Source organism: Microcoleus sp. B13-B6 (assembly GCF_036705405.1).
Classification (GTDB): domain Bacteria; phylum Cyanobacteriota; class Cyanobacteriia; order Cyanobacteriales; family Microcoleaceae; genus Microcoleus.
Window position 1 is genome coordinate 47,114 of record NZ_JAUBUJ010000013.1, and the last position, 21,295, is coordinate 68,408.

General features: G+C 46.0%; 16 protein-coding genes and 2 pseudogenes. 9 read left to right on the plus strand and 9 right to left on the minus strand.

Annotated elements, in window-relative coordinates; all coding sequences use genetic code 11:
• Positions 1-313: 313 nt before the first annotated feature.
• Entirely contained in the window at positions 314-496 is a 183-nt protein-coding gene (locus QUB35_RS08220; protein ID WP_333103867.1) for a hypothetical protein, read from the minus strand.
• A gap of 47 nt (positions 497-543) precedes the next feature.
• Positions 544-849 carry a hypothetical protein gene (locus QUB35_RS08225; protein ID WP_333141061.1) on the minus strand — a complete coding sequence of 102 codons (306 nt, stop codon included), beginning with the start codon at positions 847-849 and terminating at the stop codon, positions 544-546.
• Positions 850-867: 18 nt separating this feature from the next.
• Here QUB35_RS08225 and QUB35_RS08230 point away from each other — a divergent pair, with 18 nt between their 5' ends.
• The 4 genes from QUB35_RS08230 (at position 868) to QUB35_RS08245 (ending at position 4,855) form a co-directional block, all read left to right on the plus strand.
• Complete coding sequence (locus QUB35_RS08230; RefSeq protein WP_333141063.1) at positions 868-2,577, plus strand: Ycf66 family protein; 1,710 nt, start codon at positions 868-870, stop codon at positions 2,575-2,577.
• 316 nt (positions 2,578-2,893) lie between these two features.
• Entirely contained in the window at positions 2,894-4,360 is a 1,467-nt protein-coding gene (gene cobQ, locus QUB35_RS08235; protein ID WP_333141065.1) for a cobyric acid synthase CobQ, read from the plus strand.
• Positions 4,361-4,484: 124 nt separating this feature from the next.
• Positions 4,485-4,721: a 2Fe-2S iron-sulfur cluster binding domain-containing protein gene (locus QUB35_RS08240; RefSeq protein WP_333098507.1), complete on the plus strand. Its 237-nt coding sequence runs from the start codon at positions 4,485-4,487 to the stop codon at positions 4,719-4,721.
• A gap of 8 nt (positions 4,722-4,729) precedes the next feature.
• The gene (locus QUB35_RS08245) at positions 4,730-4,855 is read left to right on the plus strand and encodes a hypothetical protein (RefSeq protein WP_333141068.1); all 126 of its coding nucleotides are present in this window, start codon (positions 4,730-4,732) and stop codon (positions 4,853-4,855) included.
• On the opposite strand, the gene QUB35_RS08250 is transcribed toward QUB35_RS08245, so the two are convergent.
• On the minus strand, positions 4,852-6,192 hold the full coding sequence (locus QUB35_RS08250) for a hypothetical protein (RefSeq protein ID WP_333141070.1): 1,341 nt from the start codon (positions 6,190-6,192) through the stop codon (positions 4,852-4,854). The two genes, QUB35_RS08245 and QUB35_RS08250, sit on opposite strands and share 4 nt — an antisense overlap.
• Positions 6,193-6,289: 97 nt before the next feature.
• On the opposite strand from QUB35_RS08250, the gene QUB35_RS08255 reads away from it, so the two are divergent.
• Positions 6,290-7,078, plus strand: coding sequence for an SDR family oxidoreductase (locus QUB35_RS08255; RefSeq protein ID WP_333141071.1), 789 nt, complete (start codon positions 6,290-6,292; stop codon positions 7,076-7,078).
• A gap of 50 nt (positions 7,079-7,128) precedes the next feature.
• On the opposite strand, the gene QUB35_RS08260 is transcribed toward QUB35_RS08255, so the two are convergent.
• A complete protein-coding gene (locus QUB35_RS08260) occupies positions 7,129-7,287 on the minus strand; it encodes a hypothetical protein (protein ID WP_333141073.1) in 159 nt (52 codons plus the stop codon).
• A gap of 341 nt (positions 7,288-7,628) precedes the next feature.
• Here QUB35_RS08260 and QUB35_RS08265 point away from each other — a divergent pair, with 341 nt between their 5' ends.
• Both QUB35_RS08265 and QUB35_RS08270 read left to right on the plus strand, forming a co-directional pair.
• A complete protein-coding gene (locus tag QUB35_RS08265; protein ID WP_333141075.1) occupies positions 7,629-11,294 on the plus strand; it encodes a tetratricopeptide repeat protein in 3,666 nt (1,221 codons plus the stop codon).
• Positions 11,295-11,384: 90 nt separating this feature from the next.
• A complete protein-coding gene (locus QUB35_RS08270; protein WP_333141077.1) occupies positions 11,385-12,839 on the plus strand; it encodes a hypothetical protein in 1,455 nt (484 codons plus the stop codon).
• A 345-nt stretch (positions 12,840-13,184) separates the two neighbouring features.
• Here QUB35_RS08270 and QUB35_RS08275 read toward each other — a convergent pair whose 3' ends face one another.
• The 4 genes and pseudogenes from QUB35_RS08275 to QUB35_RS08290 all read right to left on the minus strand — a co-directional run.
• The gene (locus QUB35_RS08275; protein ID WP_333141079.1) at positions 13,185-13,964 is read right to left on the minus strand and encodes a photosystem II S4 domain protein; all 780 of its coding nucleotides are present in this window, start codon (positions 13,962-13,964) and stop codon (positions 13,185-13,187) included.
• Positions 13,965-14,202: 238 nt separating this feature from the next.
• The gene (locus tag QUB35_RS08280) at positions 14,203-15,027 is read right to left on the minus strand and encodes an SWIM zinc finger family protein (RefSeq protein ID WP_333141081.1); all 825 of its coding nucleotides are present in this window, start codon (positions 15,025-15,027) and stop codon (positions 14,203-14,205) included.
• 96 nt (positions 15,028-15,123) lie between these two features.
• The gene (locus QUB35_RS08285; RefSeq protein WP_333141083.1) at positions 15,124-18,402 is read right to left on the minus strand and encodes a DEAD/DEAH box helicase; all 3,279 of its coding nucleotides are present in this window, start codon (positions 18,400-18,402) and stop codon (positions 15,124-15,126) included.
• Positions 18,403-18,779: 377 nt separating this feature from the next.
• A pseudogene (locus QUB35_RS08290) lies at positions 18,780-18,914 on the minus strand (Uma2 family endonuclease); the annotation flags it as partial.
• A 154-nt stretch (positions 18,915-19,068) separates the two neighbouring features.
• On the opposite strand from QUB35_RS08290, the pseudogene QUB35_RS08295 reads away from it, so the two are divergent.
• Both QUB35_RS08295 and QUB35_RS08300 read left to right on the plus strand, forming a co-directional pair.
• Positions 19,069-19,674 (plus strand): annotated as a pseudogene (locus QUB35_RS08295) (IS607 family transposase); the annotation flags it as partial.
• Complete coding sequence (locus tag QUB35_RS08300; protein ID WP_333141150.1) at positions 19,616-20,755, plus strand: transposase; 1,140 nt, start codon at positions 19,616-19,618, stop codon at positions 20,753-20,755. The pseudogene QUB35_RS08295 and the gene QUB35_RS08300, both read left to right, overlap by 59 nt.
• 24 nt (positions 20,756-20,779) lie before the next feature.
• Here the strand turns inward: QUB35_RS08300 and QUB35_RS08305 are convergent, their stop codons facing one another.
• The gene (locus QUB35_RS08305) at positions 20,780-21,286 is read right to left on the minus strand and encodes a hypothetical protein (RefSeq protein WP_333105187.1); all 507 of its coding nucleotides are present in this window, start codon (positions 21,284-21,286) and stop codon (positions 20,780-20,782) included.
• Between the last annotated feature and the right edge of the window lie 9 nt (positions 21,287-21,295).

The following is a 21,295-nucleotide window of genomic DNA, read 5'->3' on the forward strand; positions in this document are numbered from 1 at the left end:
ATATATCTATTTTGATCCTTTACTCAGGATTACACAAGTTTTTTAAGGTTGGAAAGTCTTTACTTGACAAGCTGATGTTGAGATTTGTCTAGTAGTATGTTATAGGAATTAAGGTTCAATCTGCTAGTCATTATTGACCTAGGGTTTGTAGTAAGGGCTTTAGTCCTTATTAGGTGAGATTAATGAGGACTAAAGCCCTGACTACAAACTGATGAGTTGTGAACAGCCACATAGAAAAGAGGACAGCTCGAAAAAAAGATTAGAAAGGCTCTGCCTAAGTTCGATCGCACTTGCACGTATCTTGCAGGTATCATTACGATTGGACGTTCGGCTTGACGCCTGCAGGTACTGAAACGAGGGGAAGTTTCACGGTTTGAGCCGGGCGATCGCTCGATCGCACTACCAAATTTTTCGGTAATTTCGCGGAAGTGCTTAGTCCGGGAAATATTTGAAGCGATAAGGTTAAGCCGGCGGCTAATAATAGTTTTTCAAACATGGCCTTGTCTCCCATACCTATGCCCTAGGGCATAATTCCTCTTACACCTACAACATATAAACATCTTCAGTCGCTTGGTGCGATCGCACGGGCATAGTTAAGTGACATCTATCACCACTGAGAAGGGGGTGATGGGGATAGGGGGTGTGGGCATAGGGGGTAATGGGCATTAGGGATGTGGGGGAGAGTGGGAAATCTTGACTCGCACTTCTGGCGTCAACATCCGTTGAACGTGTTAAATTCCTTACACTGCTTCCTTGCCAAACTTCCCTACAAATCAAGAATTGTCCTAGAGAAAGAAGCCGTTGAGTCTCTCTCAAAGGTAGAATTAGCGCGTAGAAGTTATTTGACACAGCGGAGGTACCGACAATATGCTTGCATACTTTCTGGCGTTAGCGGTCGGTCTAGGCAGCTTCAGTATTTACATGGCGGCCTTCTTTTTTCCAGAAGTACACCGCAAAAGTGATTTTACCTGGAGCGGGGTAGGGCTTTTTTATGCGTTAATTTTATGGGCTTGTGCGGGACGAATTACTGGTGCTCTCCTGCTTGGTCAAATGGCGGGCGTGGCGATGTTGGGCTGGTTTGCCTGGGAAACTCTGACTTTGCGCCGTCAGGTGACGCCCGTTGCTGAGCAAACGCCGATTCCTCAGTCGGCGAATTTGGCTGCAGGAGGCGTGCCGTTTGCTGGCTTGTTTGCCAAGAAAAAAGAACCCGCAGCGGCGAAAAAACCTAAGTTTGTTCGATCGCCCAAACCGAAAACTGATGTGGTTCCAGCACCCACTCTGGATAAGGGCGAGGTAAAGCTAGAGGAACAGCCGGCGATTACCCCCATAGCTGAAAGTATTGCTGAAAGTGCGATCGACCAGCTAACGGCCGAAAGTTCGATCGCCCCTGACTTGAAAATTCCCGACTCGAAAACACCTGCAATTGCAGAAATACCAGTGTTTTCAGTCGAAACTCCTGCTGCTGAGACTTCACAACCTCCAGCAGAATTAGCCAGCAACTTCACTCCTCTACCTCTACCTCTAGAAATTTCAGAAATAGCCGTTGCACCAAGTGTGGAGCCAGTAGAGGCTCAGCCAGAGCCTCAACAGCAGCCAGAAGTCGATGATTTTGACGAGGAAACAGAATGGAGGACAGCCGTTAAAGAGTCGCAGGCGGCAGCGGCAGCGGCGGCGGCCCCAACGGCGGCCCCAACTCCTCCTACTCCTCCTAAACCAGCTAAAAAAGCCGGCGGTTTCGGTAGTCTGTTTGACAATATCAAAAATAGTCTCGGCGGTATGTTGGGACTCGGTGCGGGTAAAAACAAGTCTGATGCAACTCCCCAGACGCCAAAACCTTCAGCGACTCCAGAATCGATCGTACCTGAATCTCAAATAACGGCAACTCCTGCACCAGGTATCGACCAAATTCTCGAATCCGAATTAGCCCAGGCGGCTGCGGAGGTGGCAGCCGAAACCAGCAACACTGTTGTGGAAACCAGCCTTGGAGTGCCTTTTCCCACCAATGTTGAAGCAATGGCCGCGTTGATGGCCACAGAAACCGCGAGTTCTGACAAAATAGTGGACGGGACGATCGAAGATCGATCGTCCGCCCAAATCCAGACACCGCTGGCTGCTATTGGTGAACCGGAAGCAGCAGCAGGCGTACCAGAAGCAGAAGCCCCTGCTTTATCTGTGGAAACCCAGACACCGCTGGCTGCAGTTGGTGAACCGGAAGCAGCAGGCGTACCGGAAGCAGAAGCCCCTGCTGTATCTCTGGAAATGACAGTGGTGGAAATGGCAGAGCCTGTAGAGATAGAAGTACCGGGAGAACCTGGGTTGAGCGTGCAGGTGGAAACGGTTTCAGTATCAGTGATCTCGATCGAATCCACAGATAAAACACCATCTTCTGAGGGAGAACAACCGGAATTGATTCGCCCGAATCCCCCCCCTTCCACAGATAAAACACCATCTTCTGAGGGAGAACAACCGGAATTGATTCGCCCGAATCCCCCCCCTTCGGAGCTAGTAGAAGCTGCTCGTGCGGCCGATGAATCCAAGTCTGAGAATGTATCCGGCGAAGATAAGCCGTCATCTTAAGGCAGAAAGCAAAAGGTAGAAACCAGAATTTTGTTGATTCTGCCTTCTGCCTTCTGCCTTCTTACTTCTTACTTCTTACTTCTTACTTCTTACTTTTTTCTTCTTACTTCTTACTTCTTACTTCTTACTTTTTTCTTCTGCCTTCTTCCCTCTTCCCTTTGCCTTCTGCCCTCTGCCTTCTGCCTTCTGCCTTCTTCCCTCTTCCTTCTTCCGACGGACATCGGACTGACATCCGTTACATCCGTTACATCCGTTACATCCGTTACAGAATCCGTTGCCGAACTTCCCTCTTCCCTCTTCCTTCTCCCTTAATATTATGAAAGCAATTATGGTCGTGGGAACAACATCTCACGCAGGGAAATCATTACTCGTTGCAGCTTTGTGTAGAATCTTTAAGCGGCGAGGCTGGCGGGTAACTCCGTTTAAAGGTCAGAATATGGCACTGAATTCCTATGTCACAGCCGCCGGCGGAGAGATTGGTTACGCTCAAGCAGTGCAAGCTTGGGCTGCGGGCGTCGCACCTTGGGTAGAAATGAATCCGATTTTGCTCAAGCCACAAGGAGACATGACTTCTCAATTGATTGTCAAGGGCCGGGCGATCGCCAATGTGCGAGCATCTCAATATTACGAGCAGTATTTCGATATCGGCTGGCAAGCTATTCGGGAATCTTTAGAATTTCTCAAGCAAGAATTTGACATGATTGTGTGTGAGGGAGCCGGTAGCCCTGCTGAGATTAATCTCAAACACCGCGATTTAACAAATATGCGGGTAGCTAAATATTTAAAAGCTCGAACTTTGCTAGTAGTTGATATCGATCGCGGCGGTGCTTTTGCTCACATTATCGGTACTTTGGAATTGCTCGATCCAGACGAACGAGCTTTAATTAAAGGATTCATTATTAATAAGTTCCGAGGGCAAAAATCGATATTAGATCCGGGCCTGACTTGGCTAGAAGAAAGGACGGGAATCCCGGTAGTTGGGGTGATTCCTTGGATAGACGAAGTGTTTCCCTCAGAAGATTCTCTCGATTTGCTCGATCGGCGTTCTCCTAATTCTCAAACCGACATAAATATTTCGGTCATCCGCCTGCCCCGAATTTCCAATTTTACAGACTTTGACCCCCTGGAGTCGGAAACTACCGTCACAGTCAAATATGTCAGCCCAAAAGACCATTTAGGCCATCCAGACGCCGTGATTTTACCAGGCTCTAAAACTACAATTTCCGATTTACAGGTGCTGCGCCAAACAGGTATGGCAAAAGCTCTTCAAAATTATTTAGTAGCTGGCGGTACAGTCATGGGAGTTTGCGGCGGCTTTCAGATGCTGGGAGAAAGTATCACCGATAAAGAAGGCATTGAGGGAGAAAAGGGAGAATTTCCAGGATTGGGATTACTGCCTTTGAAAACTGCGATGGCACCGAACAAAATTGCGCGCCAACGAATCGTAACATCTAACTATCCTCAACCGGGTTTGCCAGTTTCCGGTTACGAAATTCATCAAGGAAAAACGCAAATCCTAGAGTCAGATTTGACTCAACCGCTATTTGACGATGCTAGTTTAGGCATTGTCAATACTTCTCAATCAATTTGGGGTACATACCTGCACGGCATCTTTGACAACGGGGCTTGGCGGCGAGCTTGGTTAAATCACTTGCGGCAGCAGCGGGGACTCCGCGCATTGCCTACAGGTATTCCTAATTACCGAGAACACCGCGAAACTCTGTTAGACTCTCTAGCAGATACAGTGGAAAAGCATTTAGATATAAAGCATATTTTAGGTTAATTAGTTAACTGTTGACAGTTGACAGTTGACAGTTGACAGTTGACAGTTGACAGTTGACAGTTGACAGTTGACAGTTGACAGTTGACTATTAACTATTGTTTGTTAGAGTGGAGGTTCAAATTCAATGACAAAAGTTTGTTTTTTACCTGATAACGTGACAGTTGAAGCTGAACCAGGAGAGCTTTTGCTAGATGTAGCCAAACGTGCAGGGGTTTCTATTCCTACCGGCTGTCTCATGGGTTCTTGTCACGCTTGCGAAGTAGAAATTGATGGCGGAGATACGATTTGTGCTTGTATTTCCGGCATCCCTTACGGAAAAAAGCAAGTGACAATTAATCTGTATGTTGACCCGACTTGGTAATTGGTCAGTTGTCAGTTGGCAGTTGGCAGTTGGCAGTTGGCAGTTGGCAGTTGGCAGTAGTCATTAGTCAACAGTCAACAGTCAACAGTCAACAGTCATTAGTCAACAGTCAACAGTCATTAGTCAACAGCTAATTTTTTTGCCATTCTTGCTGTTTCTTGCGAGCAGATTGCAGCCATTTTTGAGATTCTGAATAAACAGTTGTTCCCGGTTTTACAGATTCTAATTTGTTGATAATTTCCTGCAAGTAACCGAGACCGTAACCGGGATTTTGACGGATAGAATTTAGGTTAGTTTGGAATTTAGCAAACAAGCTTTTAGCCTGATTAAAAGCTTCCACTGATTCTTGTTCATCTTTCAGTCTAATCTTGGCAGTACCTAAATTATTTTGATATTCAGCTAGTTTTGTTTGAGCATGAAGATAGCCCGGATTATCAAAGGCAATTAGGCTCAACCTCTCAATAGCTTGTTGCCATAAATATGCGATTTTTTGCCAAGTTTCTGCTGAATGAGGCGGTTTCTGGGATGCTACAGCGGCAGTTAATGCAAATTCTTTTGCTGCTTCGATTAAGTTGTCGGCACGCACCGATCCGGTGGCTACACCGCCCATTGCTTTAAAATCTCTCTCTGCTGCTTGGAGTTTCTGCTGAGCCGTTTCTCCCGCGAGGGTGTCGGCGGGAATTTGATTGAGTTGGTCGATCGCACTTTGCCAATTTACCGTCGCTTTTTGTCTATCCGCAGCGGTTTTGGCTTGCTGATACTGCTGTTTCGCCGCGTTGAGAGTTTGTTCGACTTGATTTAACTGAGTAAAAGCATTTTTTTGCTGGAAAATCTGAGCCTCCATCCGCCCGACATTTTTGCGGGCGGCTTGAAATTCATCGACTGTAAACCGCCAACGGCAGCCGAAAAAAGAGCAGTAGGTTTGTGGATAATAACCTAAAAACCAAACTGGCAAGGCGTCGAGGTGTTTTTGAGCCTCTTTTGCTTTAATTTCGCCCAAGTCAAAATCAGCGACAGCCGTGGCTTTATTCACCAGTTGATCGGATTGTTCCACAAGGGCGATCGCCTGCCGGTAATTGTGATCCATACTCATAAAACTCGGCAGCAACAATATCGGCATTGTTTTCGCCACGGGCCAGCGAATCATGGGAGAAGGTAGGTTAATCAGCCAAATTATCCCCGCAGCACTTCCCAGCAAACTCCCAGCAAAGATGATTTTACCGAACAATCCGGGCGGGCGGTTGGCTTTGACGGCAGCTTTGAGAGCTTGTTCGCTGAAGTTGGGAAATTCGTCTTTGAAGGTATCGCGGATTTCTTCTCTTGAGGCGAAAGTGCCGTTTTGCGATCGAAGTTTCTCCAACCGCTTGATTACCATCCGTCGGAACACATCACCGGCTAGACTATCAGCCGCCGCGCACTTGTCAACTTCTGCCCGCAAAATTTCAAAAGCTCGATCGGTAAGACGCGCCATAAAACTCACCTATTCCCTTTTAATTATTTTACAGGTTCCCCGTCAAAATAATTGTTAAAATATATAAAGTTTATATCAAATAATCCGAATTAATTTCATGCCGACTGCTTTAATCACTGGTGCTTCTGGCGGAATTGGTGCAGCCTTTGCCGCCGAATTAGCCAAACGCCAGCACAATCTAATTTTGGTAGCTCGTTCCGAAGACAAATTGCAACAGCTAGCTGCTCAACTGCAACAGGAATTCAATATTTTGGTCGAAATTATCGTTCAAGATTTGACCGCACCCGGAGCCACAACTGCTGTATTTGACGCGGTTGTTAAAAAAGGTTGGACGGTTGATTTGTTGGTGAACAATGCGGGTTTTGGGGATTACGGTGCTTTTGCCGATCGCCCGCTTGACAAACAACTAACAATGGTGCAACTAAATATTGTAGCATTAGTTGAACTCTCGCACTTATTTTTGCAGGCAATGCGGCAGCGAAAATCAGGAAGTATTATCAATGTTGCTTCCATCGCAGCTTTTCAACCGATGCCGTACTTGTCAATGTATGCAGCTACTAAAGCCTTTGTTTTGAGTTTCAGCGAGGCACTTTGGGCGGAAAACAAAGATTTAGGAATTGGCGTTTTATGCCTTTGTCCAGGGCCGACAGAATCGGACTTTTTTGCAGTAGCTGAATTTCCGAAAGCTATGGCATCCAGCAGCGGGCAAAAACTCGTTCCCGCAGCGGAAGTAGTGCGAGATGCTTTGAAAGCTTTAGAGAAAAATGAGTCTAATGTTGTGACAGGGGGAATTCCCAATCAAATCATCGCCAATCTGCCTCGATTGATGCCGCGAGAACTGTTGGTGAAGTCGGTAGAAAAGGTTTTTCGGGCGAAAGAGGAATAATCGCGATCGTTGACAATATAAATAAACCCGCCCCCACCCAAGGACAAACATTAGATCGCCCCTAACCCAAATTTTCCCAAAAGTTGATCGCACATTCGCGCCACCACAATCCCCGCCACCAAAATCCCCGACGCTACCCCACAAGTCCGCCGGGGGTTGAAACCCCCGTCGAGAGAGCGAAAGTCCTCTAAAAGAGGACTGAAAAGCACATTAAATAAACAATCAAGTATTTGTCACCATAATCGAGTATTTTTCACCATTCTTCAGTCGGTTTCAACCGACTTTAGCTATGAGACAGGGGTTTCAACCCCTGGCGGACTCGCGGACAAACAAACGAGCCCGTGGACAAACAAACGACCCCCCGGACAAACAAACGACCTCCCGGACAAACCATCGGCCCGACGAATAAAGAATAAATCCTCGTGGTGTTGCCAATATTGTCGCCCAAATGCGAGAACCCTTACAAAAAACTGGGCATCGCCCGCCCCAAACAGATGTGTTTAACCGATCATAAATTAATGGATCGCACAATCCAAAATCCTAAATCGCCATGAGTTCAGAACGCGAACAAGCCTATCTCAACCTGATAAATCAACTGCTAACCTGTGCCAGCGGCGAAGAAGCAGAGATATTGAAAACTCACCCGGAATTGCTGGATAATGGCTTGGTGGCGGTAATGCTAGAAGAGGCCGAGCGTCTTAGAGAATTGGGCGAACTAAATAATGCTAATTGGTTGATGGATTGTGCCGGGATACTGCTTGGGATGAATGACAATACCTCAGTGGCAGTCACCCGAAAAGCGGAAGCAGACAGACTGTTAGAACAAGGAATTCAGCAGTTTAACATCAGTCAATTTCGAGAAGCTTTGCAGTCTTGGGAACAGGCATTAACTATCTATCGGGAAATCGAATATCGCCAAGGAGAAGCTAATTCCCTAGGCAATTTGGGCACTGCTTACTATTCCCTAGGGCAATACCAGAAGGCGATCGCATTTTACAAACAGTATTTAGAGATTTCACGGGAAATAGGTGATCGCCAAGGAGAAGCTATTTCCCTCGGCGGTTTGGGCAATGCTTACAATTCCCTAGGGCAATTCCACAGGGCGATCGAATTTCACCAACAGTCTTTAGAGATTGAACGGGAAATAGGTGATCGCCAAGGAGAAGCTAATTCCCTCGGCAATTTGGGCAATGCTTACAATTCCCTAGGGCAATTCCACAGGGCGATCGCATTTCAGGAACAGTCTTTAGAGATTTCACGGGAAATCGGAGCTCGCCAAGGAGAAGCTATTTCCCTCGGCAATTTGGGCAATGCTTACGATTCCCTAGGGCAATACCACAGGGCGATCGCATTTCAGGAACAGTCTTTAGAGATTTCACGGGAAATCGGATATCGCCAAGGAGAAACTAATTCCCTCGGCAATTTGGGCAATGCTTACTATTCCCTAGGGCAATTCCACAGGGCGATCGCATTTCACGAACAGTCTTTAGAGATTAAACGGGAAATCGGAGATCGCCAAGGAGAAGCTATTTCCCTCGGCAATTTGGGCCCAGCTTACAAATCCCTAGGGCAATACCAGAGGGCGATCGCATTTCACGAACAGTCTTTAGAGATTTCACGGGAAATCGGAGATCGCCAAGGAGAAGCTAATTGCCTCGGCAATTTGGGCTTAGCTTACAATTTCCTAGGGCAATACCAGAAGGCGATCGCATTTCACGAACAGTCTTTAGAGATTAAACGGGAAATAGGTGATCGCCAAGGAGAAGCTATTTCCCTCGGCAATTTGGGCTCAGCTTACTATTCCCTAGGACAATTCGACAGGGCGATCGCATTTCACGAACAGCATTTAGAGATTTCACGGGAAATAGGTGATCGCCAAGGAGAAGCTAATTCCCTCGGCAGTTTGGGCTCAGCTTACTATTCCCTAGGGCAATACCAGAAGGCGATCGCATTTCACGAACAGTTATTAGAGATTTCACGGGAAATCGGATATCGCCAAGGAGAAGCTATTTCCCTCGGCAATTTGGGCAATGCTTACTATTCCCTAGGGCAATACCACAGGGCGATCGCATTTCACGAACAGTCTTTAGAGATTGACCGGGAAATCGGAAATCGCCAAGGAGAAGCTACTTCCCTCGGCAGTTTGGGCTTAGCTTACGATTCCCTAGGGGAATACCAGATGGCGATCGAATTTTACCAACAGCAATTAAAGATTGTACAGAAAATCGGAGCTCGCGTGGGAGAGTCAATCTCTCTCAACAATTTGGGAAATACTTTCCTAAAAACTCACCAACTTGCTGAAGCTGAAACAGCACTTCGCGCCTCAATCGCAATTCATGAAACTCTGCGTTCTGAATTAGTAAGTAATGATCACAAAGTCTCAATCTTTGAAACCCAAATATCTGCCTATCGCCTGCTGCAACAAGTCCTAGTTGCCCAAACTAGATTTGATGAAGCCTTAGAAATATCTGAAATGGGTCGTACCCGTGCCTTCGTCGAGTTATTGCAGCAAACCTTATTAACAACCCCCCCTCAGTCCCCCCCTGATCAAGGGGGGGAAGAAGAGTTATCTCAATTCCTCCCTCATAAGCCCCCCCTTAGCAAGGGGGGGTTGGGGGGGTTATCAAGATTTGAGGAAGAAGCAAACCTCTCAAAGCCCCCCCTTAGCAAGGGGGGGTTGGGGGGGTTATCCATCCCCAAAATCCAACAAATCGCCCGCGACAGAAACTCTACAATAGTTGAATATTCGATTGTCAATCCAGAAATTTACATCTGGGTAATCCAACCAAACGGCAACATCACCCATCGCGCCGCCAGCCTCGAACCCCTCAACCAACAAAACCAAACCCTCAAACAAATCATCCTCCAAACCCGCGTCTCCATCGGCACCGATGAAACCGACGACGCAGGCAAAAAAATTCAGCTAGAATCCCAGTACAATCGAGACGAAACAGGCGGCTTTCCCCTATTGCAACTCCTCCATCAAATCCTGATCGAACCCATCATCGACTTGCTACCCACCGATGTTAATTCCCCCATCATCTTCGTCCCCCACTACGACTTATTTTTAGTTCCTTTCGCCGCCTTGCAAGATAGCAACAACCGCTACCTAATCGAAAATCATACCATCCTCACCAGCCCATCCATCCAAGTATTAGAAATCACCCGCGAACATCAAAACCGAGTGCGAGGATTGAAACAAGCCGCCCTAATTGTCGGCGATCCAACTATCGCCGCCAAATTCAAAGAAAAGCCCTACGAACTCAAACAACTGTCCAGGGCAAAAGAAGCCGCCGAAGCCATCGCCGCAACTTTAGGAACCCAAGCAATTAGCGGAGAAAATGCCACAAAAATCGCCATTTTAGACAAGATGCTAAACACGCGCATCGTCCATTTATCCGCCCACGGACTCCTCGACGATTTCCAAGGTTCCGGCATTCCCGGCGCGATTATTTTAGCACCATCAGCAGACACCGACGACGGCGCACTTATAGCCGCAGAAATCCTGCAATTAAGACTCGATTCCGAACTGGTTGTTTTAAGCGCGTGCAGCACCGGGCGCGGTACAATCACGGGAGATGGAGTCATCGGATTGTCGCGCTGCTTCATCGTCGCCGGAGTCCCCAGCATCATCGTTTCCCTGTGGAATATGGGAGCGAATTCAGCCAAATTACTAATGACTGAATTCTACCAAAATTTAGCACGGGGCGACAATCGAGCAGCCGCCTTGCGGTGTGCTATGCTAACCACAAAAGAGCGATTTCCGAGTCCCATAGCTTGGGCTGCATTTACCTTAATTGGCGAAACCGAAACTTTACCGCTATCAACTCAAAAGAGTAATTTAAGGAGATTAGTAATGTCACTTCCCGATGAGGCCACACCCGAAGAAATTGTGGCGGCTTTTAGTAAGTTATTGAAAATATCCGATCCGAAGCTATTTGTCGATCACTTATCAGCGCTTGATGATTCTGTGACAGATAATGTGAATATTATCGCTCAAACAATCAAGGATTGGTGCGAAAGCAGGCCTCAAATTGAAGAGAATTTAGAGAACGAAATTTATCACGCGGGTGCGGGTGGGACTGATAGCGATGCACCGGAGGAAATTGTGAGGGAGTTTTACGAAACGCTCAAGGAAAATAAGATTCGATTGGGTTTGTCTGTGTCATCTGCACCGCCTACACCGCCAACAAATAATCCAGAAACACCTTCCTAGAAGACAAACCCTAAAAATCTTGTGGGCTGGGCATCTTGCCCGCCCCAAATATCTGATAGAAATACTCGAAAACATCTCAAAAACTTGATTATGAGCCAAGAATGGCAAATTAAAAATTCCAGCATTACCCTCTATCCTTTCCACCTGCGGGATGATAGCGACGCAGGCTACGGACAAGTAGCCCGAAATGCTCAATCCTTGTGGGAAAATCTAGCAGATAATGTCGGCAAAGAATTTAACATCAACGAACTAAAATCCCTCAGAGACAAGCTAACTTGCTACAAAAACGGACAGTACGAACCAGACGATAAACAGGAAAATCAGAATAACGGCAAATTACTAAAGCCCGATGGAAAAACTCTTAATTTTCAGCAAATAACTCAGCCAGATAACCAGAAACTTGATGGTTCTATCTATGCCCTACGAATTCACGACACTTACACCGCAGACTTGACATTTTACTATAAAAATGTCACAATGAAAGTAGCGGACTTAACTCGATTAAATCCCCAAGGTTGCTTGTTGCCAAATGCAATTAAACCCTCTCTGGGACAAACCTTATTATTATACGCCGAACCAGCAGTTTATGATACTTACCGCAAACTAGCTGACGAATCGGTTAAAGCTTTTGTACAAGATAAAGAGCAACCATTAGTAGAGTTTCGCGCCGAAGGAAAGTTATTCGGCAGTCCGATTTTTGAGTATGATAGCCGCCAAGATGATGCGCGTCAGCGATGTCACTTTCTAGTATGGTTGCAAGAGAATCCCCAAACTTTGAAATTCGTAACGCTGGCGTTTAATTCTAACTTGATGAATCTGCTGTGTTCTCGCGCTAAAATTGTATTTGTGTATGGCGAAGCTAGGAAAAAGTATCGCCAAGCACAGCAAATAGTCAGCGAGTTAGAAAAGAAGCTTCCCGAATTCAGTCAAATAGAAAGCGAACAAGATAGACAAGTTAAGTTGCAGAAGTTAAAGCAATTTCTGGCTGAAGTCCGCACAAAAATGTTTGATTGTGCTCAGCAAGTGCGGTATTTGAAAGAAGACAAAAATACTATTGACACTAATGCTGAAAATTATGGTAATGCCTTGACAAAAATTAAAAGTTTGTGCATCCCCGGCGACAATCTGGATTTCTTGCAGAAGTTTCTAGATTTAGCTGAGGATAAGTATCAGCGGCAAATTGAAATCGATTTAAACTACCTGATTGCTAGTCAAGAGTTGTTCCAGCAGTCGATATCCACTGTGCGCGGGATGGTGGAAATTGAACAAGTAGAATTGGACAGGGAACAGGAAGACGGGGAGAAAAAGCGCGATCGCCAGCTTGAGAATATCATCTTTTTTGTCGGAACTGCGATCGGCGGCGGACAAATCTTTTCCGCCGCCTATCCTCTAATCAAGGATACACCGATTCAATGGCAACTCGATTTTTCTCTACCGCTGCATCCCTTTGCTGCGACAATTATCTGGAGTCTGCTGTTTGGCTTACTATTTGGCTTATTAATGCTGGGTATCGCCGTTTTGGTAAGGAAAACTTTTCCCCGATAATTTGGATTTATGACTTATATCATGTCCGATCGATTGACCGCGATTAAAGGCCGGGGCGGGTTTACAGATTTTCCCGTTTCTATTCAATATCTTGGTGAACCCGCCCCTACAGGAATCATGGTTAATTGACCGGACATGATATTACGCATAAAACCAAAGAAACCGGGTTTTTCGGGGTTTTTGGGTGGTATAACTTATATGTTGCAGCATTCTTAAGAACAGGCAAGATGCCTGTTCCACAAAGAGTCAATTTTTTGGGGGGAGTAGGGGTTGGGCATCTTCGCCTCAGCATTCTTAAGAACAGGCATCTTGCCTGTTCCACAAGCCGAAGATGCCGCCCATAAATTACAAATATCGAGTTAACTGGACTCGATAGCGTTCCTTCTTAGTAACAGCAACTTCCCCAATTTCCAATCTTCCCTTGCCGGTAACAGCAATTAAATCTCCAGACTTGACATTATAACTAGCTTGAGTAACGTCTTTCCAGTTAACTCGCACGTCGCCACTATCAATTAAATCCGCCATTTTGCTGCGAGACATTGCGAATCCAGCCGAGGCGACAGCATCCAATCTCATGGATGCTTCAACGGTGGTCATTTCTTTCTTTTTGGGTTCTCTAATTTTGAGTTCGCTCAACTCAATGCGCCGCGTTTGCACAGGAACCGATCGCACTTGTTGCAAACTCATCTCCAAATACTCTACCATCTCCGGCATGACAATCGCTTGGGCGCCGCGTTCACCCAAAACAATCACATCGCCCGTTTTCTCGCGGACAATTCCCGTACCCAACATCGCCCCCAAAAAGTCGCGGTGAGAAGCTGTATCGAACAAGAAATTACCAGCGATTTCTACCGCAGCAATGCTAACGCTAGCAGAGTCGATCGGGATATCCGATCGCGCGATCGCAATTCTTTGTCTTTCAGCTTGCGGGTAGCCGCCCCAAGCCACTAATTCCACATCAGTTAAGCGCTTAAATACCGTCAGAGTGTCCGCCAATTCTGGAGGCGACAGAAAATCACTCTGAGTAACTTCCCAAGTTTTAATTGCTTGTTCTGCTTGGTCGATCGCCCGCGCCACACATTCGCGGTTTTCAATGCCTTTTAACAGTTCTTCTCTTTGTAACATCAGTTAATGCTAGATTCTAATTTGAAATTGCCAAAGTTTGCTGTAACTAAAAAGTCTACTTTTTTAACAGTCGCACTACTTTAATTATAGTCTAAAATCATCAAATAACGATCGTATGATTTTAGTTGCTGGTAAAGCTGATATGATGAGTACGATTATTGTACCAAATCTATGAAGTCTTCGAGTTTAAGTTTTTGCAAGAGCTCGATCGAGTATGGCAGCAAAATTGTCCACCCAACTACTTATTCTTCTTCACCCGCAAATACAGTTCTTCCATCGCATCAATAAACGAACCATCCTTGTGCCAAAACTGTGGAAAATCTCCCTGTTTCTTCACCACGATCGCACTTACGCCACTCTGTACCCCCACATCAATCGTCTGCGGTAATCGCTTCGCACCGTGCCAAAACTCTTTCAGGCTGACCGTTTGCGCCTCACTGGCGATCGCCCGCGTGTAATAGGAATCCACCGCCACAGGGGCCGCTGCATCAGCAGTTAACTCTGCAGAAAGCGCCAAGCCCAAAGGCGTTTTTGCTAATTCGCGGTGCAGCACTTCCTTAGAAAGCCCCCGTAATTCAAACAGTAAAAAAGGATCTTTGTCCAATTCGGCCGCCACCAAATAATAAACTCCGGCAATATGTTTGCACGGATTGCTATAGTCTGGGCAAGAGCAAGTAGTCTTAAAGTCCTCGCGGCTGCTGGGTAAAAGGTGCAATCCGAGGGGTGCAAAAGCCTTTTCAATATTGTCGGGCATTTCATTGAGTAGCAGCCGGGAAATGAAGCTGGCTTTTGATGCCATTTGGGCGATCGCCACTTTCCACTTTGCCTGACTAATTGGCTCAAACTCAATTTGAGTTGTGTACAGAGGCTCCTTATAAACCCCAAAATAAGGATTAACCGAGCCTCTCACCTGTGCCATCACTAACCCATCATTCATGCCAAAGCTTTTTACCTTGCCGTTTCGTGCATAGGCACGTCCCCGCCCGAGTCGCCCAGAATCAGTAAATCTTTCTAACGCATCGATAAATTTATTGCCCCACCAAGTCCGAGTAAATTGTGACATAAGCTGTTCTGCATTTAAATTGTATATTTCGATGACAATCAAAAATCCTCTCCCTCTCTCCCCCTCTCCCCCTCTCCCTCTCTTATGTTGTTTCTCCTAATCTAAAACCGCATTTTTATTGAGCCTAATTAATTTCTTAAATGCCTCATTATCCAACTCAGTCAACCACGATTCATCAGCACCAATAATTGACCCTGCCAATTTCTTTTTATCCTCAATCATTTGGTCAATTTTTTCCTCCAACGTGCCAATTGCTACAAACTTATGCACAAACACATTTTTTTCCTGTCCGATCCGAAACGCCCGATCCGTCGCCTGATCTTCCACTGCCGGATTCCACCAGCGATCGAAATGGAACACGTGATTGGCTTTTGTCAGCGTAATTCCCACACCGCCGGCCTTCAGTGACAGAATAAATACCGAAGGTTCAGACTCTGGATCTTGAAACTCTGAAATCATCCGTTCCCGTTTTTCGCGACTGGTTCCCCCGTGGATATAGTAAGTGTTGTAATGTAGGGTTTGTTTAATATATTTTTCCAACGCGCTTCCCAGTTCTGTAAACTGCGTAAATACCAATAAACTTTCGCCTTCTGCTTTGACTTCCTCAATCATCTCGATCAGCCGTTCCAGTTTGTGCGATCGCTCTGGTGTAAACTCACTTTCATCCTGCAAAAACTGGCGCGGATGGTTACAAATTTGCTTCAGCTTCAGCAGTGTCGCCAAAATCATCCCCTTGCGCTTCATCCCTTCCGCCGCGTCAATTTCTTGTTCTACCTCTTTCACAATCGCTTCATAAAGCGAAGCTTGCTCGCGGGTGAGATTGCAGTAGAGCTTTTGCTCAACTTTGTCGGGGAGATCCTGAATAATCGACTTATCGGTTTTCAGACGGCGCAGGATAAAAGGTTCTACTAATTTTTTGAGCGCGGCTGATTGTATGCGACTCCCATGTTTTTGAATCGGTAATTCAAACATTTTCCGAAACTGTGCCTCTTTTCCCAAATATCCGGGATTGAGGAAATTAAAAATTGACCATAAATCCAACAATCGATTTTCCACTGGTGTTCCAGTCAATGCTAGTCGATGGGTAGCCGGTAACTTTAAAATCGCCTTGGTTTGCGCCGCTTTGGGATTTTTAATATTCTGGGCTTCATCAATTACCACGCGATGCCACGCTACGCTGCTCAACAGCTTCTCATCTTTTCGCACCAAGGTAAAGGAAGTAATCAACATATCGCAACCTTGGACGGCGGCTTTAAATGCTTTGGCATCTTGCAAACGTTGAGGGCCGTGGTGAATCAGCGATCGCAATTCTGGAGCAAATTTTTCCATTTCCTTTTGCCAGTTACCAACTACGGATGTGGGCGCAATTAGCAGCGTGGGTAGAACCGAAGGTGCGATCGCTTTTTCTGTCTCTTTTGTAGTAGATAAAACTTCCCGCTCTTGCAATAATCGAGCAATTACCTGCGCCGATTTACCCAAACCCATATCATCTGCAAGACAGCCATTTAATCCCAAACTTTCCAAATAACTCAACCAAGAAACGCCGCGCTTTTGGTAATCCCGTAACTTGCCCTGAAACTTTGCTGGATCTGCAATTAACTCTAACCGACTCTTATCGTTCAGCTTCTCCAACATATCCGATAACGCCCGATCGCGCTCAACCTCCAACTGTTCGCTCGCTTCTCCTTCTGCCGTCAACTTCATAAAGTCAATCAGGCTTAAATCGGGGTTTTCTTCGCGATGTTTTTGCCAAAAATTTAGCATCTCCTGCATCTTGTCTTTGTCCAGTTCCATCCATTGTCCTCGGAACTGCACCAGCGGTGTTTTGCTATTTACTAACGCCTGCCATTCTTGTTCGCTAACCCGTTCACCCCCGATCGCCAATTCATACTGATATTCCACCAAGGAATCCGCCGAAAACAATCCTTTGCCCTTGATTGCAGCGCTCTTGCTGCCCTTCCCTTTGACTTGCAGGCGAATCTTCGCCCGTTGTCGCCCCTTCGGCGTCCACCAAGCGGGGACAATCACTTTGTATCCGGCATCTTCTAATACCCAAGCGGACTCGCTGAGAAAGGTGAAAGCATCATCTAAGCTGAGGGTAATGTTAACAGGTTTGTCGGTTTCTAGCCCTTGCCAAAGTTGGGGATAAATGCGGGCAGCGTAGCCGAGATTTGTCAGCAAATGTTGCTCAAAGTTGTCTCCAAATTGTGTTTGCAACTGTTTTTGTTGAGTCGATCGCGATCGCCAATAATCCTGCAACGGCATCCGCAGAGATGGGTCTTTTTTCGCAGCCACCTGAAACTCTAAAACCCAAGGTTGTTCGGGGTTTTCGGGGGATTGTAGTTGAAAGCAGAGGGAGAATGAGTCAGCAGATTGATTGCGCGTAATGCGATCGCGCCAGGTTTGCCATTGCCGGTATTGATCGAGGCTTACTTGTGCGATTTTTCGTGTTTGGTTGAGGCAGATTTGGAGTAAAGAATCCGCAATCTTATTTTCAAACGATGCTGGGATGGGGGTTTGAGTGACAATTTCCACGATCGCACACTCGGAAAAATGCCGCAGCAACCGTTCGCGATCGTAGAACTTTGGTGTATCTTGTAGCTGGATCTTCCGAAAACCGGACACACAAACTAAAGGCATCCATTCAACATAGCGTTGTAAATCAGTTTCGTACTGTGTGGAAACAATTTCCCATCCCGGATAAATCTCAAAGCTGGGTGCAATTTGGGCAGGTGTTTTGGGAGTTTTTGCAGTTGTTTTGGTTTTTGTCTCGCCCGCTTTCTTACGCCCGCGCGTGGCTTTCTCAGCGGGTTCGGATGTTTCGATGGGTGCGATCGCGATCGGAGCAGTTTCTCGATAGCGCAACGCCGGAATATAATGATCTTTCAGAACAATTTGCTTAAAATTTTGGGTGTAGTGATACCAAAATAGCAAGTCTGAACCAAACTGAACTTCTGCTACATCGTAGAGGGCAAAAAAATGCAGATCGTTCAATACTTTAGTCAAAGTGTGGGTGGCGATGGACACACAATCAACTTGCCAATACTCCAACTCAAATGTTTCGGGTAACTCTGTCTCTAAATATCGCGCTAGTTCTAAAGAGGGCAACGGCTGATTGTCAGCAGTGGGCAGTAAAAAATACCGAGGGACGATCGCGTATTCTCGCCCCATCGCACTTGTATTGCTGACTGCTGACAGTTGAATCCCGGCTTCTTTCGTTAGAAACTCTCTTAACTGTGCCGTCTCCAATTGTCGGGGATGAACCTTAGCAGGCTGTTTTTTCTTTTGAGTGGTTTCAACCCAAAGACAAAAAGTTCCACCTTGAACAAAACTCTCTTCTGTTTGAGGAATCCAAGTCCCGTGGAGGATTTTCATAGGTTATACCATCAATTAGCGGGAAAAGATAAGACGGCGGTTGAAAGAGACTGTTGGCGAATTCGCTGGTGGTGTTACCCATCACCTCTAGGAGGCAGTATTTCCGTTCACTATTGGTAGTTAATGGCTATATGGTCAATTAGACATTTAGTCTAGAACCACTATAGCAATCCTCGCATCAGTTTCAATAACTGGTTAACTTCCAAGCTTTGCCTGGGAACCGATGTAAGCGAGGCTCTGCCTCGGCCCAGACTATGGAGGCAGAGCCTCCGGATATGCGTTACCAGGAAGAGCCTGGTAACGAGTATAATCATTTAGGATTGCTATATTTTTAGGGGTGAGGGGTGAAGCCCTTTATTCATTCGCCAACAGTCTCTAATAATCAATCCTCCACTAGCAGTCCGCTCAAATCTCAAATCCCGGTTGTCAATACACAACTGAAAAAACTGCTCGTCGGTTAATTCCAGCGTTAATTCTAGGGGAGAATGTAGGGGGATAGTTTGTGATTCCATAACTGCCTCCAAATATTACACGAGTTGAATGTCAACAGTCAACAGTCAACTGCTGCGACAAAGTAAATTATTTCTAGTAAATTCCCGGAATAACCTTGTAAAACAGGATAACATAGGAGATGCAAGCAAAAAACAAACAGCATGACTCGCTTGAGTCACCCCCAGAGAAGCCTGCAAACTCCTCTCGGTTTCCGAAAAAACCCTTAGAAACTGGGACGAAGCGGGAAAAATCAAGACAATTAGAACTCCTACTAACCAGCGGCGTTACGACATTGACTCAGTGTTCAGTGACGGACTCGAACCAAGAATTACCGCCCTCTACTGTCGAGTTAGCAGCGCCAAACAAAAAGAAGACCTCAACCGACAAATTAGCTACCTCCAAGGAATCTACCCGCAAGGCCAAGTCTTCAAAGATATCGGCGGAGGACTCAATTTTAAAAGAAAAAGTCTTCTTGCCCTTTTGGGACAAGTCATGTCAGGAACTGTCAGCCAAATTGTGGTCTGCCACCTTGACCGACTCGCAAGGTTTGGTTGTGACCTCATCAGATGGGTATGCGAGCAAAACGATTGCAAACTCGTGGTTCTCGGTCGAACAGAGTTATCTCCAGAAAGAGAAATGGTTGAAGATATCCTTGCCATCATCCACGTATTCAGTTGTCGGCTCTACGGACTCGGAAAATACAAATCTACTATCAAAGAAGATCCGAGTTTACCCGGAAACGAAATTAGCAGCAACTTGGAGAACTTGGATAGCTGCTAGTCGGTGGTGCTACAACCAAGCGATTGCTATTCTAAAAACCCAAAGAATCGGTAAATACGATCTGCGAAAGCAGATTATGGATGGCGCACCGGACTGGGTAAAACAACAACCTTACAATCCCAGGCAGTTAGCAATTTTTCAAGCGTTTGAAGCTTATAAAGCCGCAAAGAAGTCGGGAGGCTTAGCCAAATTTAGAACGTGTCGCGATACTTCTCAAACGATTAGGTTCCAAGTCGATAACTGGAAATCCTGTATATTCTATCCCCAAGCAACCAAAAGTTTAAGTTTTAAGTCGGCAGAACCAATACTGGAAGTTATGCAGCATGAACCGAGCCTCAGTCTCATTAACGGTCAGTGGTTCATCAGTTATGCGGTTGATGAAACTAAGCCTGTCGCTACCGACTCAAAGTTAGCTGTAGCGCTTGACCCTGGAGTGAGAACTTTCATGACTGGGTTTGACGGACAAGAAGTTTTAGAAATAGGCAAATACGATATTGGCCGCGTTTACCGCCTTGCCAGCCATTTAGATAAATTGATGAGTCGAATCGGTCAAAATAAGGGTAGGAGTTTTAAGCGACTTCGGTATCGATTGAGAAAAGCTGCATCTAAGATCAGAATCAAAATCAAAAATTTAGTTTCTGAACTCCACAAAAAAACGGCAAAATACTTGTGCGACAAGTATCAGGCAATCTTTCTTCCCACTTTCGAGACACAGCAAATGGTAAAGAAAGGTAAGCGTCGCCTTGCCACCAAAACAGCGAGAGCGATGGTTACACTCTCGCATTACAAGTTCAAAAAAACGTTGAAGCATCAAGCAGCTAAACACGGCTGTGTTGTAGTAGACGTAACAGAAGAGTACACATCTAAGACCTGTTCAAAATGCGGTCACATTCATACAAAATTAGGAGGTAGCAAGCATTTTGCTTGCCCCTCCTGCGGTCACAAACTAGATCGGGACGCCAATGGCGCTTTTAATATTTTGTTAAAAGCTTTGAGAGATACCTCTTTGACTGGAATTCTTGCTGATTTCCAAGTCCTACCATACTCAGCAATCCCGGACTTCCGGGAATTGCCGGGTTAAATGTATCTGTTAACAAACAAATAACTAAGTCTCTGTATAACCTTGGATATTTTCCGGTTCAAACTGCTGCAAAATCTTCGCAGCTTTCCCAGTCAAATCATCAGTACCCTTAACCGCAATCAAAAATTTACCCGCATTCAAACGGTTGCGGTAGGGCAAAGCATCGCCACTACCAAAAGCCATACCGCCCGCGCCTCCAACAAAAACACTGCCCATCGCAGCGGCGATCGCACCGAGTACACCGCCGATCGCGTGATCGCCAATTTCCCCCGCCCAGGCAAAAGTCTTCAACTCAGTAATCAAGCTGAAAGTAACCCCAGCAATAAAGCCAAAGGGAATCAGCCAAATAGCCATGAGTTTAGCTTGTTTCTTCGCTTGCTGGTTCGGGTCGATCAAGCCAAATTCATCAGCAGTTTTGTAGCCGCGGCCCAAAATACTCACTTGCTTCATAGGCAAGCCTTCTTTTTCGAGAGCACAGTAGGCAGCTTCGGCTTGAATTCGATCGGGCAGTACGGCGATAAGATAATTCATTAGAAAACA